Below are 13,501 nucleotides of genomic sequence, written 5' to 3' on the forward strand. Positions count from 1 at the left end.
AAGCCTTGGCCTGGACGCCTTTGCGTAGCGCCCCGTGTTAAGTCTTGGATAAGTTTGGTGTAGGCCGCGTTTTCTTCAATCAAGTTCGTTGTGAGGAAACGCTCGATCTCGCCTGGCCGAGCTCCTCGGCCTGGGCTATCAACGTCCCATATCGCAGCACTCATAGTGCTCGATGGCCCGAGCGGCGGCGACGATGGCGGATCGGGCACGGCCCTTGTCTCGTTCGCCCGCGATCTCGTCGGCCTCCCGCCGCCGGCCGCCGGCTGTTCCATTCAAGACGATACGTCGGGAGAACCGAAATGGCGGATGAATGAGATTGCCGCCTGCTTGGTCGAGGTCTGGGGCGAAATCCCGCGCGACATTCAGGAAGCGCTTTCGAGACCGCAATGAAGGGGGTTGAGGGAGCGGAAGGAGCTAGCGCGCCTGCTACACAATCGTCACCCCGGATTGTGCCCCCGGGCGAAGCCTGCCTAAGGACGCGAGGAACCGCGGTCCGGGGCGCGTGTTGAATGCAAACCGCCCTAGTTGCCCGCGGCTTGTTCAAGGTTCAGCATGGCCGACGAAACGATCACGACCACTGGCATCGCGGCTCACGGCGCCTCCCGCCTCCCGTGGGTTGAGATCGACAGTTTCAACCTCGAACTGAAGGATGAGGAAGGATTCCTCGGGGACCGCGCCAGCAAAGGCGCCTTCCGGGAAACTCTCGAAGAGTGGCGGAAGCCGCTACGCAAGTCTGGCAACGACCCGTTCGGGAAGGAGCTTTCCGAAAACATCAGCAAGAAGGAACTCGACGCTATCCTGATTGGCGACGACACCGAGGCGTCAGCGGTAGTCCACAGCGCCGTCGAGGACTTCGCGCAGGATCTCGCCCACGTAACGCGCCGCTTCCTCAAGACCAAGGCCTGGGATAAGACCGAGCGCATCGTAGTGGGCGGCGGCTTTCGCGATAGCCGGCTCGGCGAACTCGCCATCGCGCGCGCCGAAATTCTCCTCAAGGCCGAGAACTTCAAGGTCGAGATGTTGCCGATCCACCGTCACCCGGACGACGCAGGCCTTATCGGCGCGCTACATCTCGCTCCTTCCTGGGTTTTCGAAGCTCATGACTCCATCCTTGCTGTCGACATTGGAGGCACTAACATCCGCTGCGGCGTCGTGGAAACCCGTCGCAAGAAGGCGCCGGACCTCTCCAAGGCGTGCGTGTGGAAGTTCGAGCTGTGGCGTCATGCCGACGACGAGCCGACCCGTGAGAACGCCGTCAAGCGCCTCGTCAAGATGCTCCAAGACCTGATCGCGAAGGCGGAAGACGAGGGATTCAAGCTCGCACCGTTCATCGGCGTCGCGTGCCCCGGCGTCATCGAGAGCGACGGCTCGATCAAAAAGGGCGCGCAGAACCTGCCGGGCAACTGGGAGAGCAGCAAGTTCAATCTGCCGGCAAGTCTTGTCGAAGCGATCCCCCGGATCGGCGAGCACGACACGGCCGTCGTCATGCACAATGATGGCGTCGTGCAGGGGCTCTCCGAGGTCCCATTCATGCAGGACGTGAAGCGGTGGGGGGTACTGACGATCGGCACCGGTCTGGGCAACGCCCGCTTCACCAACCGCAACGGCATGGGCGAACGCTGAGGCTATCGGGCGGTCGATGCCTTTGAGAATTGGCCTCCAGTTGGTAGGGCCCGTCGTCTGAGCAAGGTCAGCGGCGAGGTGACGCGGCCTGCCCAGCCCCGTCGGCGAGGGCGACACCGATATGCCCTCAGCGGAAAGCCGTGCGTGAATGGCAGATCCAATAAACCCGTACCGCGATCAGGATGCGCATGGATTAATCCTGTGCTGGCCGATCCCGGTGACGCAGACCGCGGATCAACTCCTCCACGTAGGGGAAAATTTCGAGCAGCGCGGTCAAGACCAGCATCGTGAAGATGTAGGGGACGGGTAGCGGTTGCTGCTTCAGCGTGAGTGAAAAATCCGGCGTGCCAAAGCCGAACAAAGCTGCGAAGGCCGGCCAGTGAAGTGCAACCACCAGCAGCAAGCCCGTTAGGGGAAGCATTTCGAGAACGCTGTGGACGTGCTGTTCGGCCGGCTGGATCTCGCGCGTTGCCGATGCGTAGCGGACATCCCAAATGGCAGTTGCTTCATGGAGAATTAGAGAAACGGTCATAATTAGGATCACGCCCGATGTAATTTCAAGAAAAAGCGCGGCCAGCACCGGAAGAGCCATTTCGCCGAACTGAAGAAGGTGCAGGACCGACTCCCTCCATCCGCTTGTCTTTTCGATATGGGCGGCGCGATGACAGAGATAATCGGCAAAGCCGGCGACCAGCCAAAGCGGCAGCACGAAGTACATCAACATTCCCCGCAGGACCTCGTCGGGCCCCATGTCAAACCTCCTTTGCAACGTATCTGGACGGATAAATCGGCAGCCGCCACAAACGTTCCGCTGGCGGAACTCATTTGGAGCTCGCCAGCAGGAGGCGGCGGTCATCTCCGCAGTCTCTCGCCCTGCGGGAGCGCCTCGAATCCGTAGCCAAGTGATCGCTCGTGCAACATAAGGTCGCGAGCAGTGGTTGTAGCCGCGGACGAATTGAAATTCGCAACCGTTGGTTTCGGCCCTCTTGACGGGTATCGTAACCGGCTGGTTTCGACGGCCGCGCTTCGCTGCATTAGCGAAAGCGGAAGGAAACGTGCTATGCAACCACATTCCACTGCGATGTCGGCAACCGCAGGGATCCTGGATACTGAACAGCTCCAAAGCGTCTAACTCCAGGTTGGGAGTTGACCTTGACCGGGCAATCGATGCTTTGCGAGCTTGGCCGCGGACTCGCCGCGGGAGCCTTGATATCGCGGCCGGTTCGCCCGAACCCCAAGATCCAACGCGACAAAAGGCGCTTCAGATCGAAGCATGATTGCTTTGCCATTGTCTAGGAACCGTTTCGACCGCACAGCTTTATCATCGTCAGGCCGCTCGCGGTGTAAGGTGTGGGAGGCTGTATGCTGTTTTCGGGCTACATATTCGATGTGGAAGGTACGCTAGTCGACTGTGTGCGCCAGAATTTGCTGAGCCTGCAGGAGTCATTGGCCAATTTTGGCGCAACGGTACCCTATGAAATTTTGCAACTCTATTCTGGATTGGACGGCGACCAGACGCTTCAGCTCATTGCTCCCGCTATAAGCGCTGAAGAGCGCAAAAGGGTGCTCGAAGCCAAGGAGAAAGTTTACGACGGCAAATATCTGGCAATGGCAAAGCCCTTCGCGGGCGTGCGTCATGTACTTGAGGCGATAGCCAAAGCTGGCGGACGAATTGCGCTGGCTACGGATTGCAAAGGCCCAGAACTCAAACATTACCGATCGCTTCTGGATGTCGACGACCTCATCTCCTGTGTGGCGTGTGGGGACGATGTCGATCATGGCAAGCCAGACCCTCGGCTGGTGCAGTTGGCGATTCGAGGGTTAGGCGTCTCGGTCGAGCAGGCTATCATGATCGGCGATACTCCGTATGATGCCGAGGCCGCGAGGTCAGCCGGTGTGGCAGCCGCCGGTCTCCTTACTGGCGGTTTCGCCAAGGAAGCGCTGCTTGAGGCTGGATGCTCCATCGTTGCAGATGATTTGCCCGAGCTTCTAACGAGTCTGGAAAGTCATGAGCGATGAAGGATCTTTGGACCGCTCAGGAAGCCCAGTTTGCGTTTCATAGAGCAGGCATCCGATGACTTATGTTTCGCAGCATCGCGTGGTGCTTGTTGGTAAGGTCAGCGGCGCATCCATGCCGTGCGCCTGTGCGAGAGGCGGCACGGTCCGCCGGTCAGATTTTTATTGCGAGCGTGCGGGTGGAATGGCCGGCTTAGGGACGCGGGCTTAGCAGCGTCGGCTCTGTCCGGACTAAGGATCGAAACCTGCTCGTCGGCGTTTATTGGCCATGAGAACGTTCGGCGAAATGGTGCATATCCGAAACATCGAGACGCTCGTGCAGACCAAGAAAGCCAAGCTGATGAGCGTCAGTTATACCCAGTGCAGGCGCGATGGTGAGCAACAGCAGTGCACGCGTGAGATTTACGACAGTGGAAATTCTGCTGTCGTTCTTCCCTATGATCCGGCTCGCAAGTCAGTATTGCTGACCCGGCAATTAGGGCTGCCCATATTCCTTCAAGATGGAGAAAAGAACGCGCTGGAAGCCTGCGCCGGGAAGCTTGACGGTACAACAGCTGAAGAGCGAATCCGGAAAGAGATTGAAGAGGAGCTTGGTTATAGAATTGTCGAGGTCGAACGATTGTTCGAACTCTACGTCAGTCCTGCATCGATCATGGAGAAGATTTTCTTCTTCACTTGCTCCCGCCCGCACAAAGAGTTTCCGGAGGCGGCGGAATCAAAGAGGAGGGGGAAGATATCGAGGTGGTCGAGACGACCCTGGAGAACGCTGCGAACATGGTTGCGACTGGCGAGATCATCGATGCAAAAACAGTCGTGCTCATTCAGTATCTGAGCGCCCGCGTGCAGCCCCCGAGGAGCGTATAGCGCAACGTCGGGTGTCTGCCCCGTGGATCTAGGTGAGGCGATTGAGACTACCGAACGGATTGAGGTTCCCGGGTTCGCTGTGCTGCTTTTCGTCACCGCATTGTTCCGCCCTGATGCTTACCTCAGCCAATGGGCCGATGTGTTGAGCGGTGTTCCATCGATGGCGAAGTGAGATCCGTGGCAGGGGCAATCCCAGCAGGTCTCGAATGAATTCCAATGCAGGTGGCAGCCCGCATGCGTACAGGCTGCGGAGCGGACATACAACGCGCCGGAAGGATCACGATAGGCTGCGATCTTGCTTGTACCCTGCCGGATGATGGCGCCGTGTCCGGCCTTCAGGTCGCTGACATCGGCCAGCTCGCCCGGCGCGAGGTACTCGGCGAAGTTCTTCACGGCGGTTACGTTCTCTTTCCGTGATCTCGTCGAGGGCCTCAAGGCGCCTGTGGCGGCACGCTGATTGCCTGGGCCGATAAGCTCGGTCACGACGAAGTCGTCCGTTTCCTGACCACCAACCTCAATGAGGAAAAGGCGGCGAACACGAAGCTCAATACCATCGCGCTTCGAAAGGGCGTCAACACCAAGGCGTCGAACGCCGCCTGACTCAGCACTGGCGACTTGGCAGTGTCTTAAGGAGCCGGCGGAATGCCTTCTACAGGAAGGGCTTGCCGCCGGTGACGGCAATCGTCGCGCCGGATACGTAGCTTGAAAGGGGATCGGCCAGCATGACATAAGCGGTCGCCAGTTCGACGGGCTGACCGGGGCGCTTCATCGGGACTTGCTTGCCGAAATTCTTCACGGAGTCCCCAGGCAAGGTGGATGGGATGAGCGGCGTCCAGATCGGCCCCGGAGCAACCGCATTGGCACGAATGCCCTTCTCGGCCAGAAGCTGCGCCAGTCCGGCCGTAAAATTGTGGATCGCGCCCTTGGTCGTTGCATAGGCCAGCAGCGTTGGGTTGGGAACATCCGAATTGATTGACGCCGTGTTGATGATGCAGCTACCCGGCTTCATGTGGCTTATCGCTGCCTTGGTAAGATAAAACATCGCGTGGATGTTCACCTTAAACGTCAGTTCCCATTCCTCGTCGCTAATGTCATCGATCGATTTGAAGCTGGCCTGATGCGCCGCGTTGTTGACGAGGATATCTACACCGCCAAGCTCCGATACGGCCTTCGCGATGACGGCGCGGCATTGACTGGAGGTCTGTATATCGCCGGGAAGCAGGACAGCCTTTCTGCCGGCTTCCGTCACCAGCCGCTCGGTCTCCCGGGCATCCTCGTGCTCGTCGAGATAGGAGATCAAGACGTCAGCTCCCTCTCTGGCGTAGGCGATGGCAACCGCGCGGCCGATCCCGCTGTCGCCGCCGGTGATGACGGCCTTCTTGCCGTTGAGGCGACCGCTGCCCTTGTAGGACGTTTCGCCATGATCGGGCGCCGGCTTCATCGCGGCAGTCTTGCCGGGCATCGGTTGGTGTTGGTTTGGAAACGGAGGGCGGGGAAAATTCAGCATGGCTGCCTTCTCTCTGGTCGCTATTGCGTTCCAACCTCCGTTTTGCAGGTTGGTTCCTGCACTGAAGCAGGCGAACGGCGCGCGATCCCAACGTAGCTTATTAGGCTGGCAGGTGAACTTTCAGGTGATACCATCCTCAAGGTGTTGATGGACTACCGCGACGGCTTCGCAATTCTGCCGGATGCCAGAGCGACATGGCCATTTTGGCAACCCGTGGGGCCAGAATGGTCGGGAACGCACGCGGAGACTGACGGCTGGCTTACCTGCTACGGGGCCGGAAGGCGATCGGGCACTGACGGGGCCAAGGTGGGCCTGATGCCGGGATGAACTTCGCTGGCATCGGATGAACCAGTGCCTTGTAGTGGCGGAGATAGTCCTGCGCCATTCGTCTTGCGGCAAACCTCGAACTGCATTCGCACCTGACGCCGATCGAGCTCGGATAGTCTTCCGGCTTCCGGTTCTTTCTCCGCCGTCAGCCGGCCCAGGAAAGCAAGGTAGGAGCCGACCTCGAACGAAGGCCGAAACAGGTCGGCCGGCAAGCCGTGATAAATGGTGCCGATCCAGTTGGCCTCGCCCAAGTGAGCGCGCTGATCGTCCGATATCGAAACGAACGGCGCATCAGGAAAGCGACGGACCAAATCCGGAAGGCCAGGCAAGTCCAGGCGCCCATGGCAGGTGGTCAGAAACGGGACGCCAAGCCGGCTCAGGAGCGGCAGGTGCAACCAATCGATATGCGCGTGAATGTGCTGTCGACATCATGCTCGTCCTGCCGCGAAAACCAAGATCTTGCGGCGCGCTCAGGTCATTCGGAACGCAGCCATCGGAAGAAACGTCGTGTCGGCGAACCCAGATCCCGGTCTCGGCCGCGCGCATCTGAATATTCCAATTCCTCATCGGGTCTCGTTCTCGGTCAGGAAAGCCGCAACGAAATCGCAACGAATTGGGTGAAACGACCGTGAACAGAACGCGACCGATACGGCTTCCACATCAAGAAGGATCAATAAGTTAGAAGATGCTCACTGCGTTCGGGACGCAGGGGTCGCAGGTTCGAATCCTGCCACTCCGACCAATTATTTATGCCAACTATACTTGCCGTTCATTTTTCAGGGCTTTTTCTGATTGCTGGCGGTTCCCGAGTCAACCGCCGATTCCCCTCCCAAGGCCGATCGCAAGTCAGCGTTCCCGCGGCGCATGGCGTCCGGGGCTTCCGGCATTCCCTGCGCAATGGTTTGACGGCTTATGCCGCACTCCCCGGAGACGAATTCCTTTTGCCTCCGTCACTGCCGGCGGACTGACTCGTTTGGAACATCTCGAAGGAGAGGTTGAATCAGATTGCGTACGATCGATGAATTTTTCAACGTCCGCCAGATGGTCTCGATGGTCACGAACCTGGGATAGCTCATGTTCTTGCGCGAACAGGACCTCGCCGAATTGGTGGCCTGGCGCCGCGAATTGCATCGCAGGCCGGAATTGTCGGGGCAGGAGAAGGAGACGGCGCGAACCGTACAGGCGTTTCTCAGGGCGGCCGGGGCCGACAAGATCATTACGGAATTAGGCGGGCATGGCGTGGGCGGGATCTATGACGGGAGTACGCCGGGCCCGACGATCATGCTTCGGGCCGAACTGGACGGACTGCCGATTCAAGAGACGTCCGCGATTCCGCATCGGTCCGAGGTGCCGGGAAAAGCGCATCTCTGTGGCCATGACGGTCATATGACGATCCTCGCAGCCGTAGCGCGCGATCTCTGCCGAACGCGTCCGCGCTGCGGGCGGGCCGTGTTGCTGTTCCAACCCGCTGAAGAGGATGGATCGGGCGCGGCTTCCGTGCTTGCCGACAAAAAATTTCAGCAGGTCCAGCCGGATTTCGTGTTTTCCTTGCACAATCTGCCGGGACTTGCGCTGGGCGAAGTTGCCATCGCAGAAGGCCTGGCCAATTGCGCCTCGCGCGGCATGCAGATCGCATTGTTCGGCCGAACGGCGCACGCGTCGAATCCGGAGCTCGGCGTTTCGCCGCAACGAGCCATGGTCCGGCTGCTGAACGAAATCCCAGCGCTGGGACAGGGCGGCGAGCTGACTAGCGAATTCTCGATGGTCACGGTCACCCACGCCCGGCTGGGCGAGCCGGCGTTTGGCATCTCGCCGGGTCATGCCGAGCTTTGGTTGACGCTGAGAACGCTGACGGATGCAAAGATGGAAAGCATCCGCTTGCAGGCTGAGAGTCTGGTTCGGCGCGTTGCGGAAGACGAGCGGCTGAAAGTGGAGATCGCCTATCGCGACGTATTCGCTCACTGCATGAACGCGCCGGAGGCCGTCGTTCATCTGAAGAACGCGCTTGATGCCGAAGGGATCGCGCACTCTACGCGGGGTCTGCCGCTGCGCGGCTCTGAGGATTTCGGTCTGTTCAACCGAAAAGCGAAGTCTGCGATGTTTTTCCTGGGCGCAGGTGTTGATCATGCCGGCCTGCACGCGCCGGACTATGATTTTCCGGACGAGCTGATCGAAGTCGGCTCGCGGGTCTTCATTCGCGCGTTGCGCAATCTGTTGGGTTGATGTGGCGCGAATCAATTTCCTGATATCGCTGCACAACAAAGCATCACGACTCGGCGACCGCTGCATTCGACTTCGCGTTCACCTCACAAATTAGAACGCTTAAAAACTTCATACGGTTTAGAACGAATCGAAAAGCGTGAGGTGTTGCCTCATCGCCACTAACGCAATCCGTTATGTGCACGCTTCGTTACCTTAGATGGCTTCTACTCGCCGTTTGCACCTCAGAAGTTAGAACGAGCCGAGACCTGCTTGTGGGCTTTTGGGGTGGAAGTATGACGTATCAAGTCGCTGCCAGAAATGTTGTGCGCGCTGTTTCGCTGGGAGCGGTGAGCTATCTTGCGCTCTCTCTGGATTTTGCCGGCGGCCACAAAGCATTCGCGCAGAATTTGCCGCCCGTCACCGTCGATGCTCCAACCCAGCAACGCGCGCGGCCCGCCCCAGCACGGAGAACGCAAACGTCCACGTCGCGCGTGCAGCGGCGCGTCGCGGCGCCGGCGCCGAGTCGGGTGGAGCCGGTTCCGTATGTGGTGCCTTCAAGGGGCACAGTTGGCACAGTGCCGCCTGCATATGCCGGCGGACAGGTGGCGACGGGCGGGAGCCTCGGACTTCTCGGCAACCGCAGCGTGATGGATACGCCGTTCAACCAGACCAGCTACACGGCGGAGTTGATCGCAAATCAACAGGCTCGAACCATCCGTGACGTCCTGGCGAATGATCCGTCCGTGCGGGTCATCCAGGCAGCAGGCGGCGGCGCGGACAGTCTGTTCGTCCGCGGCTTCTACTATGACAGCGGCGATTTCGGGCTGAACGGCCTGTACGGAATCGCGCCATACTACTCCATCGGGGCAAATTTCATCGAGCGGGTTGAGGTTCTGAAAGGCCCGAGCGCCGTGCTTAACGGCATGACCACTGGCGGTACCGGTGTTGCGAGCGGCGGTGCGGTCGGCGGCAGCATCAATCTCATCACCAAACATGCTCTCGACATTGACATTACGCGGCTGACGGGGACCTACGTTTCCAAATCGCAGTTCGGCGCGAATATGGACGTCAGTCGGCGCTATGGCGAGCACAAGGAATGGGGCGTTCGGGTCAACAGCACCTATTCGAACGGCAATACACCGTGGGACCGTCAGACCGACGAGTTCGGCAACGTCGTCCTCGGCCTCGACTACCGGGGCGAGAACGCGCGCATCGCAGTCGATGTCGGTTATCAAGCCGACAATTTGACTCCTCCGCTACGCTTCTTTGGAATTGGCCCGGGCCTCACATCCATTCCTGCGCCGCCGAAGGCCGGGACGAACTTCCAGGTGCCGTGGGCCTACTATAAGCCGAAGGACTTCTTCACCACCGTAAAAGGTGAAGTGGACGTGACTGACTGGATGACCGCGTATGCGTCGTTTGGCTATCATGACAGCAAGATCGACTATACTTATCCCTCTCCCAGCATTATCAACGCCAACGGCTCTTTGGTAGGGCGTCCGGGACTTGGGCATGAGACGTTCGAGACCTTTGCGGGAGAAACGGGCGTGCGCGCGTCGATCGACACTGGCCCGATAAATCATGCTCTGAACATGAACTATTCGATCAATGACCGGACCTATGATCAGAGTGTCCTGAGTTCAGCAGGGCTAATTGCCTGGAATCTCTACACCCCGCCGACGAATGTCCCCCGTCCGAACTTGAATGTCCCGACTCTAAGACAAAATACCAACGTAAATCTCCAAAGCATCGGCTTTTCCGATACCATGTCGATGCTGAATAACCGCATTCAGTTGACGGTCGGTGTTCGTCGTCAGACGGCCGGAAGCGAGGTGACGAATATCCTTGCGCCCAGTTTAAGTCATCCTTTTCAGGATGAAACCGTGTGGACCCCGGCTTACGCCCTTGTCGTCAAGCCGGTCGAGAACATTTCGCTATACGCAAATTATATCGAAGGACTCCAGACGCCGCATGTCGTGGGTCCGGGGTTTTCCAATCCCGGGACTGTATTCCCGCCGGGGCAGACCCAGCAGGCTGAAGCGGGCGTGAAGATCGATGCGGGCCGTCTGACGACGACCATGAGCGTGTTTGATATCGAACAGCCGAGCATCATCACGGTGGCGACGGGAATCCCTCCGTCCCAGCAGCTTAACGGAAGGCAGCGCAATCGGGGCGTCGAACTCAATGTGTTCGGCGAAGTCACGCCTGCGATTCGGTTGCTCGGCGGTGTCGCGTTGATCGATGGCAAACAGATCAAGACGCCCAATGGTGCCACTGACGGCAGGACGGCGGTAGGCGTTCCGGCAATCACCGCCAATATCGGAGCGGAGTGGGATACGCCGTTCATGCGTGACCTGACGCTCTCGGCTAGGGTCATTTATACCAGTTCGCAATATGTCAATATTACCAACACGCTCTCGCTGCCGGAGTGGACGCGAGTCGACATTGGAGCGCGGTATACCTTCACATCGCCCTGGAACGGCAAGCCGATCGTGGTCCGCGCCAACATCGAGAACGTCTTCAACGAAGCCTATTGGGCCTCGGCCTACAGCGGCGTTATCACGCTTGCTGCCCCGCGCACCTATCTCTTGTCGACGACGTTCAACTTCTGAGCGTCGCGTCAATCCAATCACCTGCAATTTGTGCCGCCGCGGATCTCATCCGCGGCGGCATTTCTTTGATCTGATGGTGTCGCAAAATTGACTCGTCGAAATTGATGACAATGCGATGAAAATCGTCGCACGCTGGATGTGCGATTTCGAAAATCGAAAAGGTTCCCGCCTGGCGAGTTAGAATTGCAAGAAACTGCGCATCGCATTGCCCATCAGTCACTTGGTCATGAGCTCGGCCGCGCAAGCGCGGAGGTTGCATCGTGTCACGTCATCGCCAACTTGGAGCTATTAAAAACTTCGTCGTCGATATTGCTTTGACCATGATTTGCTTCTGACCTAGTCAACACGCCATTGCTTTCGTTTTCTGAAGAAGGGCCCGAACCATGATGGTGTTCGACAGAGACGACGTCACCTTCACCGTCGTCATCAATCACGAAGAGCAATACTCCATCTGGCCGACGTTCAAGGAAATTCCGAACGGCTGGAAAGCAGTGGGAAAGACGGGCAGCAAGAAGGAATGCCTTGAACACATCGAGCAGGTGTGGACCGACATGCGCCCGCTGACGTTGCGCAAATTCATGGACGAGACGGTCCCGCAGAAGTCGGCTTAAGCCAACGGAGCCTTGTCTTCCGATGCGGCTTCTTTGTCTGCCTTACTCCGGCGGCAGCGCCATGTTCTATGCGCGGTGGCGCAGGCTTTTGCCGTCATGGATCGATGTCTACCCGGTGGAGTGGCCGGGGCGCGGCGCGCGCATGGACGAGCCGCTGGCGACGGACCCCCACGCGCTTGCATGGCAGCTCGCTGCAGAACTTCACGCCCAGCTCGATGCGCCCTATGCGCTGTTTGGACATAGCCTCGGCGCGCTGATTGCGTTCGAACTCGCGCATTTCCTGCGTGATCGCGGCGCGCCCGCGCCGGCTATTCTCTTTGCCTCCGGCGCCGAGGCGCCGGCCGTTCGAGACGGCAGCAAATGGCGCCTGCCATTGAGCGACGAGGCGTTGCTGAAGGAGCTCCGCGATCTGCAGGGCACGCCGGATGAGGCGCTGTCGAATGCGGAGCTGATGCGATCGGCATTGCCGGTGCTCCGCGCCGATTTTCTGATGTGCGGCGCCTATGTCTATCGGCGGCGGCATCCGTTGTCGTGTCCCGTGCACGTCTTCGGCGGCGCCGACGACGAGACCAGCCGCGAATCGCTACAAGCTTGGCAACAGGAGACCTCGGCGGAATTCACGCTTCACACGCTGCCGGGCCATCACTTCTTCATTCACACGCAGCAAGCCGAACTGCTCGGCCTGATCGGATCGGCCCTGGCCCGACGGTCGGGGCGATCGATTGGTTCGCATCGGAGCGAGGATCATGAGCGTATTCTCCGTCCAGCCACTCATTGAAGGCAAAAGCCTTCCGCTGTTGCTGAAGGCCGACAAGGCCGGGCAGCCGCTCGGCGCGGCGCTTCCCATGCTGCGCGACACCATCGATCGGCATTTGACCGATTGCGGCGGCATCGTGTTTCGCGATTTCTCTCTCGACGGCCCTGACGCGTTCCGGGCGTTCGCAGCCGATTTCGGTCATCCGCTGCTCACATACGAGTTTGGATCGACGCCGCGCTCGCAGGTTACCTCCGGCGTCTACACCTCCACGGAGTACCCGCCGCACCAGCACATCCCGCTGCACAACGAGCAGGCCTATACGCGCGATTGGCCGATGAAGATCTGGTTCTATTGCATGCAGCCGGCGCAGGAGGGCGGCGAAACGCCGATCGCCGACAGCCGCGCCATCTATCGCGATATGCCGCCGGCTATACGGGAGCGTTTCGCCGAGAAGGGCGTGATGTATGTGCGGAACTACGGCAACGGGCTCGACGTCGACTGGCAGCAGGTGTTCGGCACGGAGTCCAAGGCGGAGGTCGAGGCCTACTGCGCCGGGCACGATATCGAATGCGAATGGAAGGAAGACGGCGAGCTTCGCACGCGCCAGATCTGTCAGGGGACGACGCGGCATCCGGTGACGGGAGAGTGGGTCTGGTTCAATCAGGCCCATTTGTTTCACGTCTCCAATCTCGAGCCGGAAGTTCGCGAGAGTCTGCTCGACGTGGTCGGCGACGAGACTGAACTGCCGCGTAACGTCTTCTACGGCGACGGTTCGCCGATCGACGACGAGACGCTCGCCACCGTCCGCAACGTTCTCGAAACGCACAAGATCAGCTTTCCCTGGCAGGCCGGCGATGTGGTGATGCTCGACAACATGCTCACCGCGCATGCGCGCGCGCCGTTCAAGGGGCCGCGCAAGGTGATCGTCGCGATGGCGGAAGCGCATCGGCAGGGCTGATCGGCACTTTCGGGCGGCGAGAAT

General features: G+C 59.4%; 11 protein-coding genes and 3 pseudogenes. 10 read left to right on the plus strand and 4 right to left on the minus strand.

All coding sequences use genetic code 11. The features are described 5' to 3' along the window. The first annotated feature begins 165 nt into the window (after positions 1 to 165). Together V1278_RS12825 and V1278_RS12830 are read left to right on the plus strand one after the other, a co-directional pair. Positions 166 to 390 carry a hypothetical protein gene (locus tag V1278_RS12825; protein WP_334380973.1) on the plus strand — a complete coding sequence of 75 codons (225 nt, stop codon included), beginning with the start codon at positions 166 to 168 and terminating at the stop codon, positions 388 to 390. Between the two features lie 162 nt (positions 391 to 552). Further along, positions 553 to 1,623: an ROK family protein gene (locus tag V1278_RS12830; RefSeq protein ID WP_334380974.1), complete on the plus strand. Its 1,071-nt coding sequence runs from the start codon at positions 553 to 555 to the stop codon at positions 1,621 to 1,623. A gap of 193 nt (positions 1,624 to 1,816) precedes the next feature. Here V1278_RS12830 and V1278_RS12835 read toward each other — a convergent pair whose 3' ends face one another. Continuing rightward, positions 1,817 to 2,374, minus strand: a complete 558-nt coding sequence (locus V1278_RS12835; protein ID WP_334380975.1) for a diguanylate cyclase — start codon at positions 2,372 to 2,374, stop codon at positions 1,817 to 1,819. 611 nt (positions 2,375 to 2,985) lie between these two features. Here V1278_RS12835 and V1278_RS12840 point away from each other — a divergent pair. Next, a complete protein-coding gene (locus V1278_RS12840; protein ID WP_334380976.1) occupies positions 2,986 to 3,642 on the plus strand; it encodes an HAD family hydrolase in 657 nt (218 codons plus the stop codon). A 265-nt stretch (positions 3,643 to 3,907) separates the two neighbouring features. Next, complete coding sequence (locus V1278_RS12845) at positions 3,908 to 4,471, plus strand: NUDIX domain-containing protein (RefSeq protein ID WP_334380977.1); 564 nt, start codon at positions 3,908 to 3,910, stop codon at positions 4,469 to 4,471. A gap of 149 nt (positions 4,472 to 4,620) precedes the next feature. Here V1278_RS12845 and V1278_RS12850 read toward each other — a convergent pair. Then, positions 4,621 to 4,911, minus strand: a pseudogene (locus tag V1278_RS12850) (Rieske 2Fe-2S domain-containing protein); the annotation flags it as partial. Between the two features lie 39 nt (positions 4,912 to 4,950). Between V1278_RS12850 and V1278_RS12855 the strand changes: the two are divergent. Beyond that, a pseudogene (locus V1278_RS12855) lies at positions 4,951 to 5,103 on the plus strand (DUF892 family protein); the annotation flags it as partial. A 49-nt stretch (positions 5,104 to 5,152) separates the two neighbouring features. Here V1278_RS12855 and V1278_RS12860 read toward each other — a convergent pair. Together V1278_RS12860 and V1278_RS12865 are read right to left on the minus strand one after the other, a co-directional pair. Continuing rightward, positions 5,153 to 6,010 (minus strand): SDR family oxidoreductase, encoded by an 858-nt coding sequence (locus tag V1278_RS12860; RefSeq protein ID WP_334380978.1) that lies wholly within the window; start codon positions 6,008 to 6,010, stop codon positions 5,153 to 5,155. Between the two features lie 392 nt (positions 6,011 to 6,402). Continuing rightward, positions 6,403 to 6,753, minus strand: a pseudogene (locus V1278_RS12865) (glycosyltransferase family 4 protein); the annotation flags it as partial. Positions 6,754 to 7,411: 658 nt separating this feature from the next. On the opposite strand from V1278_RS12865, the gene V1278_RS12870 reads away from it, so the two are divergent. From V1278_RS12870 to V1278_RS12890, 5 genes are all read left to right on the plus strand, one after another. Beyond that, positions 7,412 to 8,560, plus strand: coding sequence for an amidohydrolase (locus V1278_RS12870; RefSeq protein ID WP_334380979.1), 1,149 nt, complete (start codon positions 7,412 to 7,414; stop codon positions 8,558 to 8,560). Between the two features lie 272 nt (positions 8,561 to 8,832). After that, the gene (locus tag V1278_RS12875; protein WP_334380980.1) at positions 8,833 to 11,151 is read left to right on the plus strand and encodes a TonB-dependent receptor; all 2,319 of its coding nucleotides are present in this window, start codon (positions 8,833 to 8,835) and stop codon (positions 11,149 to 11,151) included. Between the two features lie 383 nt (positions 11,152 to 11,534). After that, positions 11,535 to 11,762: an MbtH family protein gene (locus V1278_RS12880; RefSeq protein ID WP_334364273.1), complete on the plus strand. Its 228-nt coding sequence runs from the start codon at positions 11,535 to 11,537 to the stop codon at positions 11,760 to 11,762. 22 nt (positions 11,763 to 11,784) lie between these two features. Next, complete coding sequence (locus V1278_RS12885) at positions 11,785 to 12,540, plus strand: thioesterase II family protein (protein ID WP_334380982.1); 756 nt, start codon at positions 11,785 to 11,787, stop codon at positions 12,538 to 12,540. Beyond that, positions 12,509 to 13,477, plus strand: coding sequence for a TauD/TfdA family dioxygenase (locus V1278_RS12890; protein WP_334380983.1), 969 nt, complete (start codon positions 12,509 to 12,511; stop codon positions 13,475 to 13,477). Before V1278_RS12885 ends, V1278_RS12890 begins: the two co-directional genes overlap by 32 nt. Positions 13,478 to 13,501: the final 24 nt, after the last annotated feature.

This window comes from Bradyrhizobium sp. AZCC 1577 (genome assembly GCF_036924575.1).
Classification (GTDB): domain Bacteria; phylum Pseudomonadota; class Alphaproteobacteria; order Rhizobiales; family Xanthobacteraceae; genus Bradyrhizobium.